10 protein-coding genes are annotated in these 17,475 nt (G+C 61.8%); 4 read left to right on the forward strand and 6 right to left on the reverse strand.

The window, feature by feature from the left end; translation table 11 throughout:
* Nucleotides 1–354: 354 nt before the first annotated feature.
* Both HMPREF2927_RS09285 and HMPREF2927_RS09290 read left to right on the forward strand, forming a co-directional pair.
* Nucleotides 355–1,329 (forward strand): GH25 family lysozyme, encoded by a 975-nt coding sequence (locus HMPREF2927_RS09285; protein WP_246827377.1) that lies wholly within the window; start codon nucleotides 355–357, stop codon nucleotides 1,327–1,329.
* Between the two features lie 127 nt (nucleotides 1,330–1,456).
* Nucleotides 1,457–1,876 (forward strand): LGFP repeat-containing protein, encoded by a 420-nt coding sequence (locus HMPREF2927_RS09290; RefSeq protein ID WP_233992324.1) that lies wholly within the window; start codon nucleotides 1,457–1,459, stop codon nucleotides 1,874–1,876.
* A 907-nt stretch (nucleotides 1,877–2,783) separates the two neighbouring features.
* Here HMPREF2927_RS09290 and adhP read toward each other — a convergent pair.
* From adhP to HMPREF2927_RS06560, 6 genes are all read right to left on the reverse strand, one after another.
* The gene (gene adhP, locus HMPREF2927_RS06535; RefSeq protein ID WP_083311214.1) at nucleotides 2,784–3,824 is read right to left on the reverse strand and encodes an alcohol dehydrogenase AdhP; all 1,041 of its coding nucleotides are present in this window, start codon (nucleotides 3,822–3,824) and stop codon (nucleotides 2,784–2,786) included.
* A 422-nt stretch (nucleotides 3,825–4,246) separates the two neighbouring features.
* Nucleotides 4,247–5,647 carry a phosphoenolpyruvate synthase gene (locus tag HMPREF2927_RS06540; protein WP_070686568.1) on the reverse strand — a complete coding sequence of 467 codons (1,401 nt, stop codon included), beginning with the start codon at nucleotides 5,645–5,647 and terminating at the stop codon, nucleotides 4,247–4,249.
* Between the two features lie 505 nt (nucleotides 5,648–6,152).
* Nucleotides 6,153–7,157 carry a prolipoprotein diacylglyceryl transferase gene (lgt, locus tag HMPREF2927_RS06545; RefSeq protein ID WP_070686570.1) on the reverse strand — a complete coding sequence of 335 codons (1,005 nt, stop codon included), beginning with the start codon at nucleotides 7,155–7,157 and terminating at the stop codon, nucleotides 6,153–6,155.
* The gene (trpA, locus tag HMPREF2927_RS06550) at nucleotides 7,157–8,011 is read right to left on the reverse strand and encodes a tryptophan synthase subunit alpha (protein WP_070686573.1); all 855 of its coding nucleotides are present in this window, start codon (nucleotides 8,009–8,011) and stop codon (nucleotides 7,157–7,159) included. The genes lgt and trpA overlap by 1 nt, the downstream gene beginning before the upstream one ends.
* Nucleotides 8,011–9,345 (reverse strand): tryptophan synthase subunit beta, encoded by a 1,335-nt coding sequence (gene trpB, locus HMPREF2927_RS06555; RefSeq protein ID WP_049337950.1) that lies wholly within the window; start codon nucleotides 9,343–9,345, stop codon nucleotides 8,011–8,013. The genes trpA and trpB overlap by 1 nt, the downstream gene beginning before the upstream one ends.
* Before the next feature lie 322 nt (nucleotides 9,346–9,667).
* Nucleotides 9,668–12,967: a chromosome segregation SMC family protein gene (locus HMPREF2927_RS06560; RefSeq protein ID WP_083311221.1), complete on the reverse strand. Its 3,300-nt coding sequence runs from the start codon at nucleotides 12,965–12,967 to the stop codon at nucleotides 9,668–9,670.
* A 324-nt stretch (nucleotides 12,968–13,291) separates the two neighbouring features.
* On the opposite strand from HMPREF2927_RS06560, the gene HMPREF2927_RS06565 reads away from it, so the two are divergent.
* Together HMPREF2927_RS06565 and HMPREF2927_RS06570 are read left to right on the forward strand one after the other, a co-directional pair.
* Complete coding sequence (locus HMPREF2927_RS06565; protein ID WP_070686577.1) at nucleotides 13,292–14,344, forward strand: 3-oxoacyl-ACP synthase III; 1,053 nt, start codon at nucleotides 13,292–13,294, stop codon at nucleotides 14,342–14,344.
* A gap of 85 nt (nucleotides 14,345–14,429) precedes the next feature.
* Nucleotides 14,430–17,444, forward strand: a complete 3,015-nt coding sequence (locus tag HMPREF2927_RS06570) for an alpha/beta fold hydrolase (protein WP_070686579.1) — start codon at nucleotides 14,430–14,432, stop codon at nucleotides 17,442–17,444.
* The last annotated feature ends 31 nt before the right edge of the window (nucleotides 17,445–17,475 follow it).

The following is a 17,475-nucleotide window of genomic DNA, read 5'->3' on the forward strand; positions in this document are numbered from 1 at the left end:
CCGCAAAACCAAACAGGTCCCCCAAAGACCCCAAATTACTGTGCACTCCGTGAAAATGATGCCGCCAGGATGACGCCCCAAAGCATTGCGCACAGCGGTGCAGGTACCGTAGGCTGATAGCTGTGTCAGCCGCTTGACATACCCGGCAACCGACACACATCACTTCAACTACCCCACATATTCACTCGTGCCAGAAGCCCCCACACAGGGCCGCATCGACACATCCACCTCTCAAACACAGGCAAAAATCAATAAAGAAACTCCAGACTGCCGCGCGCTCCGCGGCAGCCCGCTCCATCATGGCGTCCGCAGTCACCCTGGTCGCCGCGTCCCTCACCTCCGTTCCCGCTGCATTTGCCGCTCCCACCGCGAGCGCAGCCGCAGAGGTCAACCAACCCCAACGCATCCTACGAGGAGCTCAGCTACGCTCCCGCTCCGGATGCGTCCCTGGTCGAACGTTCCAACCCCGCCATGGGTGCGGGCGAGCGCGAACAACTGGGCACCGCGAACGCACGAACCGGTGCCACCTCCCCCGCTTCTACCGCAACTCTGAGCGGTATTTCCGCAACCCAAAGCTCGGCACAGGGTCTGGCGGCTGGTCAGGGTCTGGCATCCGGTCAAGCACTGGCGCAGGGCCGCTCCTCCTGGACTCCCTCCGGCGGCACCCTCGGTATGGATGTCTCCTCGCACCAGCAGAACGTTGACTGGGTGAGTGCCTACGCCGCAGGTTCCCGCTTCGCCTACGTGAAGGCAACCGAGGGCACCTACTACACCAACCCCTACTTCGCTCAGCAGTACAACGGCTCGCCGCAGTTCGGCACTCTGCCGCTGCACCTGGCAAGCTACTCGACCGTGGTCGGTGCAATTCCGGCGGGTTGGAGCGGCTACGACATTTGGCAGTTCACCGACTCCGGCCCGTTCGTGGGTGACTCGAATTTCTTCCCCGGCACCGTGAACGATCTGAAGGTTCTGGCAAAGAATCCCAACGCAGTGCACCGCAACTGGGCGAACGGTCAGGACCGCGTAGTTGAGGAGCGTGCGTTAGAAGACCGCGCCGCTCAGGATCCTAACCTGGTGACCACCGCGACCGGCTCCATTGATATTCGCACCGGCATTGGCAACTTCTGGAATAAGAACCGCGCCTTCTACGGCAACCCGATTGGCACCGAGTACTCCCTGGGGCAACGGCGTGTACGCCCAGAAGTTCACCAACAACAAGACCATCTACTGGACGAACTCGCACGGTTCGCGCTGGCTGGTCACCAACGGTGCCCTGGATCAGAAGTTCCGCTCGGATGTGGCTCGTTTCCGCGGCCTTGCCACCAATGAGGAGTCCCGCTCCGACACTATGGCGGTGTCCTTCGCTAACGGTGAGGGTGCCTACTGATCTGCCGCTACCGGCACCCACATTATCAACGAGCGCGGCGCATTCTACGCAGCCTGGCGCAAGGCGGGTATGAAGGGCGCTCCCACAACCGATGAGCAGAACCTGGGTAACGGCATCATCAAGCAGGAGTTCTCGGGTAGCACCACCTACGTGTGGTCCGCGCAGACCGGCGCCCACCGCCTGCACACCGGTGGCGCGTTCTACCACCGTTTCATGCAGCACCGCGGCACCTGGGGTGCTCCGGTGACCGACGAGACTAGCACCTCCATGGGTGCTCAGGTTCAGTTCGCCTCGGGCAAGGTACTGCTCTGGTCGGATGCGTACGGCGCCTATGAGACGAACGCTAACGACTCGATCTTCAAGCACTGGGCGCAGAACACCGCCCGTTACGGTGCGGCACGCGGCGACGAGTCCTATGTGAACGGCGTGTACTACATGGACTTTGAGCGCGGCACGATCCGCTGGACCGCGCAGCGTGGAATCTACTAAACAGCGCGGCAGCTACTAAACGGCGTGTAATCTAATTAACGATAAAACGCGCATATAAACGCATATAAAAACGAGGGGCACCTGGCAGAGGTGCCCCTCTTTCTTTCGCTACAGGTCGTATCTTTTGAACAACACAAAAATCAAGATGTGCTCTGTAGCGGGTGGGCTACCGAGTGAGTAGAGAACCCGGCTATGTTACCCGTGCAGGCAGGTAAATTTATGTCGAGGCGGTGCGCCGCCGCGAAGCGTTAGTGCGGAATCGTCCAAGAATTTCGGATTAGTGAGACCTCTTCCGAAGGTGTCTAGAGGGGCGCCTGACCGGAAGTAAGGACTCAACGGTGAATAACAGCACGGTACGAAGATGCTGAAATTCATCCGGGTATAACGTTCCGGGAGAAGGAATCGACATCTAGGAGGGCCTAAACCTTCACACGTTACATCCCGATACATCAAGGGTATGTGCAGGGACGTTCGAAACTATCTCTTCGGAAAATATTATGCTTCAACTATTAGTTGAATGTTTACAATGTAAGTATGCATTTTAAGGTCTATAGAGTCAAATAAGGTGGATCTATTGAACTAATTTGGTGGGAATTTTGAGATATTTCCTTGGATATTTCAAAAATAAATTCCTAGATTTATTACGTTTAGGTGTGTCACACTCACAGAGATTTTCAGATCTTTACGATAACGGCTCTCAAAAACCCGGCACTAAACATCTAGTTAGAAACGCTAGTTAAAAACACTAGGACGCACCCCCGCGTCGTATGCACAGCAGAAAGAGTACCCCTACTCCCCCCCACCACATGGGATGCGCCCTAGGCGTTATAACCATCGAAACTACCGGCAGGACCCCAGCCGAGTGAGATCTTGAAGCCCTACCGGGGGCCTCGAATCATCCGCCAGCTTAGAGGCTGGCGAAGTCCAGAACCATACGGCCGGTAATCTTACCTGCCGCCATTTCCTCGAAGACAGCCGGTGCCTCGTCAACCTCACGAAGCTGAACCACCGGAACCACGATACCGTCAGCACCGAACTGGAACGCCTCCGCCAGATCCTGACGGGTGCCCACCAGGGAGCCCACCACGCGGATGCCATCCAGAATAATCTTCACAATGGACAGCTCCATCATCTCCGAGGGCAGACCAACAGCCACCACGGAACCGCCCGCACGAACCGACTCAACAGCCTGGTTGAATGCAACCTTCGATACCGCGGTCACCACAGCAGCGTGAGCGCCACCGCCGGTCAGCTCGCGAATAAGAGCCGGAACGTCCTCAACCTCACGACCGTTGATGACGTGGTCAGCGCCGGTCTCACGAGCCAGAGCCAGCTTGTCGTCGTTAATGTCAACAGCGATAACCTTGGCGCCAAAAACCTTCTTAGCGTACTGAACAGCCAGGTTACCCAGACCACCAGCACCGTAAGCAACCAGCCACTCACCGGGGCGAACCAGCGACTCCTTGATCGCCTTGTAGGTGGTCACACCAGCGCAGGTAATGGAGCTTGCCTGTGCCGGGTCAAGGCCCTCGGGAACCTTCACGGCGTAATCAGCGGTCACCAGGGTGTACTCGCTCATGCCGCCATCAACCGAGTAGCCTGCGTTCTTCACCGAACGGCACAGGGTCTCACGGCCCGAGGTGCAGTACTCACAGTGGCCGCAGCCCTCGAAGAACCAAGCCACCGACACTCGGTCGCCTTCCTTCAGGGACTCAACACCCTCACCGACCTTGACGACACGACCGATGCCCTCGTGGCCCAGAATACGACCCGGAACCTCGCCAAAATCACCGGAAGCCACGTGCAGGTCAGTGTGGCACACGCCGGAGTACTCAATCTTCACGAGCGCCTGGCCGTGACCGACAGCCGGAACGGGAACCTCACGGACAACAACCGAACCGTCAACCTTCTCAGGGACAACAACAGCCTTCATGGTTTCCTTGCACATGACCTAAACTCCTTAGTTATTGGTGGCCGTGCTCAAGCCGCAATCTGCAATCTGCGCTGTGCAACCTAGCGGGGTGAGCGCGCGTTTTCTTTACATTTCCACCGTAAAATGATGAGCCGCCAATCTAAAGGACCTTCCCCGAATATGACAGAGGGGTTAGATAGAGGCGTTCTCACGAGCAAGGATGATCTTTCGATAAGGTCTATTCCGACCAATGCGCTAAACCGCCAAAGGTTGATATGACGCTATGACGAAACAACACAGAAGATGAGAATGCCTCCCAAAAAAGCGGTTTGGGAGGCACTCAGAAAAAATTTAAATATTAAGTTTGAGGCGCATACCACCCTAAAGAAAGGGTTCAATCTACACCTATACGATTCCTACAGGCACATAGGAACTCTTAGCCGATGAGATTTAGCTGCCTAGAAGCAGAAAGCAACCTCAATATAGCCAGCGCCGCGCTCACCCGGACCATTCGGAGCGTTCAACGCCCACCCCAGATCCATGATGCGCACCGTAGAATCCATGAACGTACCGCCGCCAGCGCCACCGCCAGCCAGCTGCACCGAACCCACCGCATAGCGGGCACGAGCCGAATCGTTATTCCACTTCTGCGACACCACACGAGCCGAAACGCTCAACGCAGCACCGGAGCCGCCGCCGCCATAACCGGCGCCACCGCCTCCAGAAACCACCGACTGGTAGCCGTTAAACAGCTCGCCAGCATTCGACGGGCGGTTATCAGCACCCTCCGGAGTCTGATCCCACTGGTACGAATAGCTCGCCACACCATCAGCGCCCTTCGCGCGGAAACCGCTCGCACCCGCCGCACCGGCAGTCGCAGTGCTCACCAGCTTCTGGGTGGAGGTGCTCGAAAAACCAATCACCGGACCATCAGCAGTCGGCGGGTTCAGCTTCTCACCGCCAGCACCGCCCACACCACCGGCAGCACCCGAACCCGGGTTCACCGTCAGAATCGGCTCAGACTGCGCCTCATACGAGGTGAAACCAACAAAACCGGGCGAACCGTCGCCGTCACCCGAACCAGCGCCACCACCGGTGCTGAACTGGTGCTCGCCACCGGAGCTATCAAGCGAATAGTGCGCGGTCGGGCGCACAGCACCCGCATTCGCGGGGTTCGGCAGAACCGTCGCATACGACGCCAGAACGCCAGCACCGCCGCCGCCACCGGCAACAATCATCGGCACGCCATCCACCTCAATAGCGGACGAACCACCGCCGGACGCCGAATACAGCACGGCACTCATGCCACCGCGACTGGTCACACCGCCAGAAATGCGGGTCAAATCATTGATCGCAGAAACAACATTCGCGGGAACCGGCGAAGAAGCCTTCGAGGAGCCGCCCACACCGTAGCCGTCGCCGCCCTCAGCGGGCTTCAGCTCACCATTACCGATACCGCCCGAACCGGCAGTCAAAGTAATAGTCTGGCCGCCGCGCACAGCCATAGAACCCTCCACCATGGCACCGGAACCGGCATCAGCCACAGTGTAGTTCGTGCCGCCAGCACCGCCCACAGCGGTAAAACGCATACGCTTAGCACCCGCAGGAACCGTCAGCACGGCAACCTTCTTCACGCCGTCACCGGCAGTGACCATCGTCGAATCCTCGTAAGGTCCGGTGCACTCGCCTTCCTCATCAGAAGCCGCATACGCCGGAATCACCGAAGAAGCCACAACAACCGGGGCAGCCCACGCCGCACCAGCCACCAGGCGGCGGCGAGACAGGGCGGAATTCAGGGGGCGAGAAGAAACAGACTGCTCAGTCTCGGAAGAATCAGCCTGGAAAGAAAAAGAGCTCACAATAAGTCCTGTGTTTCTGGAAGAGTGTTTGAGCCAAAACAAGGGGTGCCTCGCGCACATCCCGCCGGAATACGGCGTAAGAAATGATGCGTAAACTGAACCGGGTGAGTTAGTCCGGTCAGCACGGGTGCGCACCCGAGTGATTTGAGTCGGTGAATACGGTCATGCGGCAGCCTCGCAGAAGCCGCCCGTGAACACCCAACGCACAGGAAAATCAGCAGAAAAAACCCACCACGCAAAATGCGCAGGATGAATCAGCCGCTTGAAAGAAGTCCAGAAGTTGAGTGGACACAACCTAATCATTATGCCTTCTCTCCCGCCTAAATCCATAACATTCGCCGCTATCTGCAGGGCGTGGCGCAAAGATGACGGCATCAAGCCAGGAGGCGGTGCACCCGTACGTGAGCGCAGCTACAGGTGAGGCACAGCTACAGGTACAGCAAACCCGCCGTGCGGAGTGCGCCTCCACACGGCGGGTTCAACCAAGATGAAATTTAGACGAAAGCTAGGAGCCCTTCGTCGAAGACTCAGGAGAGTCAGAATCCTCGGCGGGCTCTGCCTTCTCGGGTGCCTTCTCCCCAGCGTCCTCTGCGGACTCATCTGCGGCAGGCTTCGGAGCGAACTCCGCAGGAGCCGGCTCAATACCCGCAGCAGCCTTCGCCGCAGCACGACGACCAGCCACCACAAAACCAGCAGCACCCAGCAGAACCAGCAGCAGAGCAGTCCACACGTGAATACGAACGCCCCAGAGCATCTCCGACGTATCAATACGCAAGAACATCTCAATGAAGAGGCGACCCACACCGTAGTAGAACACGTACAGCCACAGAGTCTGACCCAGCTTCAGCACGCCCTTACGGCCCAGCCACAGCAGCAACGCCACACCCAGCAGGTTCCACAGCGACTCGTACAAGAACGTCGGATGGAACAGCGTACCCGCCGGATACTGCGACGGGAAATTACCGCTCGACGCGCTAATCTCCAAGCCCCACGGCAGAGTCGTCGGTTTGCCGAACAGCTCCTGGTTGAACCAGTTACCCCAGCGGCCAAACGCCTGAGCCAGCAGAATACCCGGCGCTACCGCATCTGCAAAAGCCGGGAAATTCATCCCGTAGCGGCGGCAACCGTACCAGGCGCCCAACGCACCAACCGACACGGCACCCATAATGCCGATACCGCCCTCCCAAATCTTCAGGAAAGCCCACGGATCAGCAACATTCGGACCGAAATAGCTACCCGGGTCAGTAATCAGCACGTGGTAGGCGCGGGCACCAATAATGCCCGCCGGAATAGCCCACATCGCCACGTCAAAAACGCGTTCAGGGGTACCACCCGCCGCCTTCCAACGGCGAGCGCCCAGCCACAAGCACACCGCCATGCCCGCAAGAATACACAGGGCATAGAAATGCACACGGAACGGGCCCAGCTGCAGGTACGAAATGTTCGGGGAGGGAATCGAAGCCAGCACGTTAGCTACCGGCACGCTCGCCAGCGACAGCACATCAGACATTAGCCTTCACGCCCCGCCAGCTCACGGGTCAGCTTAGCCACCGCCTCAACACCGCCAGAAGCCAAAGCCTTCACCAGCGCGGTACCGACAATCACACCATCCGCATAAGCGCCAATCTCCTCAACGTGAGCACGGGTCGAAACACCCAGACCCACGCACGCACGAGGCGCACCGGCAGCCTTAATGTCCGCAACCAGGGTGCGAGCCGCCTCCGACACGGAGGTGCGGGCACCGGTCACGCCCATCACCGACACAGCGTACACGAAGCCGCTCGACGCCTTCGCAATAGTCGCCAGACGCTCCGGCGACGAAGACAGAGCAGCCAAGAAAATACGATCCAGACCGTACTCGTCAGAAGCCTCAAACCACGACGATGCCTCATCAGGCACCAGGTCCGGGGTAATCATGCCCGCGCCGCCGGTAGCCGCCAAATCACGCGCAAAATTCTTCACACCGTACGCCAGAACCGGGTTCCAGTACGTCATCACGACAACCACTGCGTCAGTCGCCTCGGTAATACGGCGGACCGCCTCAAACAGCTGAGGAAGCTTGAAACCGTTCTCCAACGCCACGCCGGTAGCCTTCTGAATCACCGGACCATCCATGACCGGATCAGAATAAGGCACGCCCAGCTCAATAATGTCCGCGCCGTTATTGCCCAGAGCAATCGCTGCGTCAATCGACTCATCCAGAGTCGGGAAGCCCACCGGCAGGTAGCCGATCAGCGCCGCACGGCCCTGCTTCTCGCACTCAGCCAGACGAGCCGCCAGAGGCGACTGCGCATTCGGAGCGGGGAAAGAACCATCCAGCACCGTAAAAGGTGCCGCCTGAGAAATAGCGTCCTGGTAGCTCATTACTTAGCCTCACTTTCAGCCTGTGCGTTCTGTGCAGCGGATGCGGCAGCTTCCTTATTACCGGTCATCAGGGTCGAGGACGGAATCGCCTTACCCAGGCCGAACCACTTCAGCGCGGTCTCCATGTCCTTATCACCGCGGCCCGACAGGCACACAATCATGGTCTTCTCGCGTGCCGCCTCCGGGTCCTCAGCAGCCCAACGCTGGCACACGCGCAACGCGCCCGCCAGAGCGTGCGAGGACTCAATCGCCGGGATAATGCCCTCGGTGCGGCAGAGCAGACGCAGAGCGTCCATCGCCTCGGTGTCAGTCACCGGCTCATAGGTCACGCGACCAATATCGGACAGGTAGGAGTGCTCAGGACCCACACCCGGGTAATCCAGACCAGCAGAAATCGAGTGGGACTCAATGGTCTGGCCGTCCTCATCCTGCATCAGGTAGGTCATCGCGCCGTGCAGCATGCCCGGGCGGCCCAGAGTAATGGTCGCCGCGTGACGGCCGGTCTCCACGCCGTCGCCGCCAGCCTCAAAACCGTAAATCTCAACCGACGCATCGTCCAAGAACGCGTGGAACAGACCAATCGCGTTCGAACCGCCACCCACACAGGCGGCAATACCATCGGGCAGGCGGCCAGTCTCAGCCAGAATCTGCTCGCGCGCCTCCGAACCAATAGCGTCGTGGAAGAAACGCACCATCGCCGGGAACGGGTGCGCACCCGCAGCGGTACCCAGCAGGTAGTGGGTGTTCTCAACGTTCGCAACCCAGTCGCGCAGCGCCTCATTAATGGCGTCCTTGAGGGTGCGGGAACCGTTCTGAACCGCAATCACCTTCGCGCCCAGCAGCTGCATACGAGCCACGTTCAGCGACTGACGCTCAGTGTCTTCCTCACCCATGTAGACCACGCACTCCATGCCGAAGAGCGCAGCCGCGGTCGCAGTCGCAACACCGTGCTGACCCGCACCGGTCTCAGCAATCAGACGGGTCTTGCCCATACGCTTAGCCAGCAGAGCCTGACCAATCACGTTATTAATCTTGTGGCTACCCGTGTGGTTCAGGTCCTCACGCTTGAGGAACACACGCGCACCAGCATGCTCAGAGAACTTCGGAACCTCAGTCAGCAGCGACGGACGGTTCGAATACTCGGCAGAAAGACGCTGGAACTCGGCAATGAACTCGGGGTCGTTCTTCGCCTCGTTGAAGGTTGCCTCCAGCTCATCCATGGCGGCAATCAGCGACTCGGGCATCCACCGCCCGCCGTACTCACCAAAATAGGGACCGGGGGCATTCTTCAACGACTCGCCGTTGAGGAAAGCATCTGCCAGGTTCTCGCTCATCACTATTCCTTCCCTGGATGGTTGCCGCCGGATGCGCACCGCGGGTAGGGCGGGGCATCAGGCCTGATCACAGCGAAACACCACGCCAACCGCGAATAGGTGGGCGGTGTTCGCACATATCCCCCTATAGTACCCGGGCGCAGGCGGTGACCTGTACCCCGGAGTGCACATGACCATTCCTAGGACATGTGACGTTCGCCGGGGTGGGTGCGCCCGCGGGTATGGGCGGCTCGCATGGGGAGGTTTAAACGCTGGGAATGTGCGGCGAGGCAGGGTCGCGCAGGTTGAGGGGCGCACCGCAGGGTCTGGCAAGCGCGGCGGGCTACAGCAGCTCGCGCAACTCCTCCATCTGCTGAGAAAGCACCGTCGACACGCCACCGCGCATCGACACCCCGTACAGGGTCTCCGCAATCTGCATCGTGCGCTTCTGATGCGTAATCACAATCAGCTGCGAACGCTCCCCCAACTCACCAATCACCTGCAACAGGCGCGAGAGGTTGCGGTCATCCAGCGCCGCCTCAACCTCATCGAGGGCGTAGAACGGCGAAGGGCGAGACATATAAATCGCAATCAACAGCGCCAGCGAAGCGAGCGAACGCTCACCGCCGGACAGCAACGACAGGCGCTTAACCTTCTTACCCGCCGGGCGCGCGTGAATCTCCACACCCGAGTTCAACGGATCGGACGGGTCGTCCAGCTCCAGGTGGCCCTCGCCTCCCGGGAACAGGGTCTCAAAGATACGGCGGTAGTGGGTGTTAATGTCCTCCATCGCGGCGGTGAACACCTCCGCAATGTGGCTGCTGACCTCGTCCATGACCGTGTTCAGGTCGCGGCGGGTCGCCTTCAAGTCCTCAATCTGCTGGTTCAGGTAGGCGTGGCGTTCGGACAGCGCCTCGTACTCCTCCAGCGCCAGCGGGTTAATGGCGCCCAGCGCCTCCAGTTCGGCACGGGTTGCCTTGAGGCGAGTGCGCACGCTCTCGGTGGAGGCTTCGGTAGTCTCTGATGCCGTTTCGATAGCAGTATTCTCGGAAGCGGCGTTTTCGGAAGCCTCCTCTGCGGGCACGTCAACCGGCAGCTGCTCGGAGTACTCCTCCTCCAGCTGCTCCAGGGTCAAACCGGTCACCAGGCGGGCACGCTCAGCCAGCGCCTGCACGCGCTCCTGCACGCGCGCCGCCTCCGTCTGGGTGCGGGCTAGCAGGGTCAGCGCCGCCGCGTGCGCCGCCTGCAAATCCTGCACCTCATCATTGGTGCTGGTCAGGCCATCCTGGGCGTTCTTCAAAGCGGTGTTCAGCTCGTGTAGCTGCTGCTCACGCTCGCTCACCTGCTCGGCAAGCACCTCGCCCAGACGCTGGGCGCGGCGCTCAATTGTCGCCGCGGGAGCCTGCTCCCCCGTGCCCGCAAGGTAGAAATCCTCGCGGGTGCGCGCCGATTCGTAGGCGGTGCGTGCTTCGGCTACGGATTCTTCCGCGGCGGTGAGGCGCTCGTTCAGGCGGGCGCGCTCATTCTGAATATTCTGCGCGGAGGCTTCCAGGGACTCCGCCTGGGCGCGGGCGCGGGCATGCTCGGCGCTCGCCACGCCCGCCGCCTTTGCAGCCTCGCGTTCTGCTTCGACCGCCGATTCTGCCGCGGTCTGAGCCTGCTGAACGGCATGTTCGGCTTCGTCCAGTTCGGCGCGGGTGCGGGTCACGACCTGGGCTGCGGCGCGGTATGCGGCGGCAAGTTCCAGGGGGCTGGCGCCCTCAGCCGGGTAGAGCAGGCTGTAGCGGGTGTGCTCGGTGCCTGCGGGGTCAAAAATACGCCACATAGTGCGCTGACCTGCGAGGGGATTCTCTGCGAGCAGGTGCAGGGCTTGCTCTGCGGAGGCGGCATCCGGCGCGAACAGCACACCCGCCAGGCGCTCACCCAGTGCCGCGGTGACGCGCGCCAGGGCGTGCTCGTCGATGCCGGCGAGCGCGGCGGCGTCCTCGCTGAGCGGTTCAATCATCTCGGTTGCGGGGCGGATACCCAGCTCGCGCAGCTCGGCGGCACAGGATTCGGGCAGGGTGGTTTCAGGCAGTTCTGTTGAAAGTTCCTTCGCGGCAGATTCGCTGCTTTCATCACCCTTATCACCGCGCAGCTGCGATACCTCGGCGCCCTCAACCGGCACGCTCAACGCCGCGGTCGCCAGCAAGGTCAGCGCAGCAGACGCCGCACGCGCGTACTCGGGGTCAATCTGCACGGCATCCAGCACACGCAGCAGGCTCGCGCCCTCGCTCGAAGAATCCATGAGCTCGCCGGTCTCGGGGTCGAACACCGCCTCGGCAGATTCAGTGTCCAGTTCGGCGGGTGCTTCACCCAGGCTCTGGCCCAGCGCCTCACGCAGGGTTGCGGCACGCTCAGCCGCCGCCGCGTAGGCGCGGGTCGCCTCCACCGCAGCGGTGCGGGCGGCATCCAGCTGGGCCTGCGCGCGGGCACGAGACTGCGCCGCCTCACCCGAGGCGCGCTCAGTCTGCGCCACCTCGGACGCCGCCTTCTCAACGTTCTTCAGCGCCGCATCGTAGCGCTCCTCAAAGCTGGCGTAGCTTTCCACCGCGCGCTCTGCCTCTTCGCGGCGTTCCTCCAGCAGTTCCAGGGCGCGTTCGTATCCGGCGCGGGCGGCGGCGGTCGCCTCGGTCAGCTCCACACGGTAGGTGCGCACGCGCTCGGCGGCGATGGACTGCACGGTGCGCACGCGCGCGGCGGACTCGCGCAGGGTCGACACAGCCTTCTGGCAGGCGGTGACCTCGGTGTTCAGGCGATTCTGCTCCTGCTGATGCTTCGCGGACGCTGCACGCGCCGCCTCCAGCTGTTCTTTCAGGGTTTCGGCGCGGCGGGTGCCTTCCGCCTCGGAGGCGAGAGCCTGCGCCTGCTCAGCCTGCAGAACACCTAGCTGACGGATCAAAAGCACCGCCTCCAGCTGGCGGATGCGCGCCTGCAGCTGGCGTGCAGTCGCGGCGGATTCTGCCTGCTCGCTCAGCGGCAGCAGCTGCGAATCCAGCTCGGCAACCAGGTCGCTCAGGCGGGTAACGTTCGTTGCCACAGACTCCAGCTTGCGGCTGGTCTTCTCCTGGCGGCGGCGGTACTTGACCACGCCCGCCGCCTGCTCGATCATGTCGCGGCGCTGCTGCGCGGTGGCGTGCAGGACCGCATCCAGCTGACCCTGGCCGACGAGCACGTGCATCTGCTGACCCAGACCCGCCTCCGAGAGCAGGTCCTGAATGTCGGCAAGGCGCGCCGGGGAGCCGTTAATCTCGTACTCGCTGCCGCCGGAACGGAACATGGTGCGCGAAATCTGCACCCGATCAGCAGGAATGCTGAGGATGCCGTCAGAATTATCGAAAGTCAGGGTGACCTTGGCGCGGCCCAGGGGCGCACGCTGGGCGCCGTCGCCCGAACCAGCCTCGCCGGAGCCCGCGAAGATAACGTCCTTCATGCTGCCTCCGCGCAGGCTCTTAGCGCCCTGCTCGCCCATAACCCAGGCGAGCGCATCCAGCACATTGGACTTGCCGGAGCCGTTGGGTCCGACCACCGCGTTAATGCCGGGGGTGAACTCAAAAGTGGTGGCGGAGGCGAAAGACTTGAACCCGCGCAGGGTCAGCGACATCAGGTGCACAAGGGGCCTTTCTGCAGAAGAACTGGTGTGTGCCGGGCACGTTCTGTGGTGCGTGGCGGCATCCCTCTAGTGTACGCGGTGCGGCGGGCGGGCGGCGTGAACGTGCACGGGGGGAGGAGGGTTCAAAGTTCCTCATTGTGCATCATCTTACGCGCGGGGTGAACGGGCGCGTTCATATTGGGTCTACGGATACGGGTTCGCCCGGTCGGTGCGGTAGATTGGAATGAGCATCACGAATTCTGCGGGGCCGCTGTTCGCATCCCCGCGTTTTTCTATGTATCCCACTGACCTCTATTTTCAAGGGCCACACCATTGATGAATGCATCCGCCGATAAGGTCGGCACGAACTCTGACATTCGCCACGCTAATGCAGCTCTGCTGTCTATTACCCATGAGCTGCCTCCGGAGGTCGTCACGAGCGACTACTTCGATGAGCAGCTGGCCCAAACCTACAAGCGTCTGCGCATGCCGAAGGGCCTGCTGGAGCGTCTAGCCGGTATTAGCACTCGCCGCGGTTGGGCTGAGGGCCATACCTTCGAGGACGGCGTTGTTGCCGCAGCCGAGAAGGCTATCGAGCAGGCGGGTATTGACCGTTCCCAGATTGGCCTGCTGATTAACGCTTCGGTGACTCGCGATAACTTTGAGCCCGCCGTTTCGGTGGGTGTGCATGACCGCCTGGATTTGCCTCGTCACGCCCTGAACTTCGATATTACGAATGCCTGCCTGGGCTTTGTGAACGCGATGACTGTCGCCTCCACCATGATTGATGCGGGCGCTATCGACTACGCCCTGATTGTCGCTGGCGAGGACCCCTCCCCGTGGCACCGTACCGCGGTGCGCATCCTGAACAACCCCGATTCGACCCGCGAGGATGTGCTGGCTCAGTTCGCGACCCTGACCCTCGGTTCGGGTGCGGCGGCGGCTGTGATTGGTCGCGCTGACCGCCACCCGGAGGGCCACCGCATCGTCGGTTCGGTGTCCCGCGCGGGCACTGAGCACCGTAACCTGTGCATCGGTGGCGAGGCGGATCAGGGCATGAACACTGACGCCGAGGGCCTGCTCAAGCACGGCCTGGAGCTGGTGGCGCAGGCGTGGGAGCAGGCGCATCAGGACGGCTGGGAGTGGAACGATATGACCTCCTACGTGACCCATCAGATTTCTAACGCCCACACGAACGCCATTATCGAGGCGGTCGGTATTGAGCGTGAGCGCATCCCCTTGACCTTCCCGAAGTGGGGCAATGTGGCTGCGGCGGCTCTGCCGATGACTCTCGCCGAGTGCGCGCCGACCTACACGGAGGGCGACCGTATTCTGTGCATGGGTGTGGGTTCTGGCCTGAACACTGCCCTGCTTGAGATTCAGTGGTAACCCGGTAGCCAGCAACCTTTAACCGGTAACCCGTTAGCTTTTGCGGTAGACATTCACCGATTCGATCCGGAAGGATTCCCCCAGCATGCGCCATTTGAACTTCCCTAAGGCTCAGCCCCCGTATAACCCGGAGGAATGGGCGGGCGTGAACCCGCGCTACTCCCACCTTCTGGAGGTGCCCACCTCCGCCCCCATTGAGCAGCGGGCGCAGCAGGCTGGCGCGCGCCGCTGGCACTACCTGGATAACCTTCCGGTGCTGGTCGAGCAGGGTTTGGAGCCGATTGGCACGATTCTGTGCGTGCACGGTAACCCGACTTGGTCGTACCTGTGGCGTACCGTGCTGGATGCGGGCGTGAATGAGCGCGCCCCGTGGCGTGTGGTTGCGGTTGACCAGATTGATATGGGTTATTCGGAGCGCACCCACCTGGATTTGGAGGGTGAGCGCCGCTCCCTGACCGACCGTATCGCTGACCTGGGTGATTTCACGAAGGCACTCGGCCTGGATGAGACCGATAAGCCGCTCGTGACTCTCGCCCATGACTGGGGTGGGCTGGTGTCCTTTGGGTGGGCGCTGGAGCATCGTGAGATTCTTTCGGGCGTGATGCTGACGAACACCGCGGTCTACCATGACGGCATTGAAAATATCCCTGCCGCCCTGCGCCTGGCGTTGGGTGTGCACGAGTGGGGTACTCACGATTCGACCGCGTTTATTGATGTGACCTTGGGTTTGGCTCAGAATGAGGGCCGCCTGCCCGCGCCGGGTTCTGCCGGTGCCGGGGCGCTTGATGGTGCCCTGCCGCAGCCGGTGGGTCAGCAGCCCAAGCGCCTGTACCCGAGCCCTCTGAACGAGGCGATTTACCGTACGTACCGTGCGCCGTACGCTCATTCGGCGTGGCGTGAGGGTGTGCGTAATTTTGTGGGCGATATTCCGACCGGCACCGACATTCCTTCCTATACGCCGATGCAGCGTATTGCCGAGCAGATCCGTGACCTGGACGTGCCCGCGTTCTTCCAGTGGGGCACGAAGGACCCGGTGTTCCAGCGCCGCTACCTGTTCGACCTGATGGAGCGCATGCCGCAGGCGAAGGTGCACCGCTACGAGAAGGCCTCGCACCTGGTCATTGAGGATTACGACATTGCCTCCCCCATGATTTCGTGGCTTGCACAGACTTTCGGCACACTGGAGGATGGTGTGCTGGTTCCGGCGCGTAATGCGGAGGCGGAGCATCGTGCCGCCCGCGCGCGCCGCCACGGCCTGACTACCGGCGAGGGCACTGCCGCGGAGGGTACTGAAGGCGCTGAGGGCGCTGTTCCTGCGGCGTTCCGCCCCATGCTCACTGCCCTGGCTGAACGCGCCAACGACGCCTCCACCGCCGTGGTGGATATGGACCCCAAGGGTGACGGCACCTCCGTTTCTGTGACCCTGACCTGGGCTGAGCTGAACCAGCAGGTCAACGCCGCCGCGACCCGTCTGCACGCCCTGGGTGTGCGTCCGGGCGACCGTGTGAACCTGATGGTGCCTCCGGGTGCCCGCCTGACCACCCTGATTTACGCCTGCATGAAGCTGGGCGCGGTCATTGTGGTGGCTGATACCGGTCTGGGTATTCCGGGTCTGACTCGCGCGTTGAAGGGCGCTAACCCGAGATTCCTGGTGGGTATTCCCGCCGCGCTCAGTGCCGCCCGTACCCTGCTGTGGCCGGGTGTGCGTATTTCTGTGGAGCCGCTGGGTTCGGTGCAGGAGAAGCTGTTGGGTGTTGCCGGTTCGGTGTTTACCGCGCCCGCCGCTGACGGTACTCCGGGTGCGCCGGTACCCACCCCGACCGTGGTGGAGTTCCCCTCCCCCGTGCCGGATGCTGATGCGGCGGTGCTGTACACCTCCGGTTCGACCGGCCCGGCTAAGGGTGTGGTGTACACGCAGCGTCAGCTGGCGGGTATGCGCGACGCCATTGCGAACACGTACGGTTTTGCGCCCGGTAGCGGCCTGGTAGCTGGCTTCGCGCCGTTTGCGCTGTTGGGCCCGGCGCTGGGTGCTACCAGCGTGACCCCGACGATGGATGTGACCCGCCCGAAGACTCTGACGGCTTCGGCATTGGCATCAGCTGCGGCGGCTATTGATGCGTCGGTCGTGTTTGCTTCCCCCGCCGCCCTGGTGAATGTGGTGGCGACCGCCGATGAGCTGAACGCTGAGCAGCGTGCGGCGTTGGCTAAGGTTCAGACCGTGCTGAGTGCTGGCGCGCCGATTCCCGTACCGTTGCTGGAGGCGCTCTCCGCCCTGGTGCCGAACGCCTCCCTGCACACCCCGTACGGCATGACCGAGGGTCTGCCGGTGACCGATGTGTCTTTCGAGATGATTCGCCAGGCAATTGCTGAGGGCACCCCGAATGCTGCCGGTGAGGTGCTTGACCCGTTCGCCCGTGACGGCGTGTGTGTTGGTTTCGCGGTGTACGGTGCGGCGGTGGCTATTGCGCCGCTGCTGCAGGACGGTTCGGTGGCGGATGAGCTGACCCATGAGCCGGGTGTAACCGGTGAGATTCTGGTGTCTGCACCGCATGTGAAGGACCGCTACGACACCCTGTGGGTGACTGAGGAGCAGTCCATTAGCACTCCGGGTTGGCATCATACCGGTGACGTCGGACACCTGGACACTTCGGGTCGCCTGTGGGTTGAGGGTCGCCTCGCGCACGTGCTACTGACTTCGCAGGGCGTGCTGACCCCGGTTGCGGCTGAGCAGTCCGCCGAGTCGCTGCCCGAGGTTCGCCGCGCCGCCCTGGTGGCGGTGGGCCCTGCAGGTACTGCGGCACCGGTGCTGGTCATTGAGGCATCCGCGAATACTGCTGCGTTGGAGGCGCGCCAGTCAGCATCGGGTCTCAAGCGTGCCCTGCTCGATCGCGTACCCGGCGCGCGCCGCTTCCCCATTGCGGAGGGTGTGGCACCCTTCGAGCTCTCGCAGCTGGTGCGTCAGAAGGTTGCCGATGATACCGGCGTGGAGCTTGCCGCGGTGCTGGTGGTGCACGAGCATCCGACCGATATTCGCCATAATTCGAAGATTGACCGCCCCGCTCTGGGTGAGTGGGCGTCGAAGGTCCTTGCGGGGGCGTAAGCGCCTGCCGGATCCCTATGCCTAAGGAGTA

This window comes from Rothia sp. HMSC061E04 (assembly GCF_001813685.1).
Lineage (GTDB): Bacteria > Actinomycetota > Actinomycetes > Actinomycetales > Micrococcaceae > Rothia > Rothia mucilaginosa.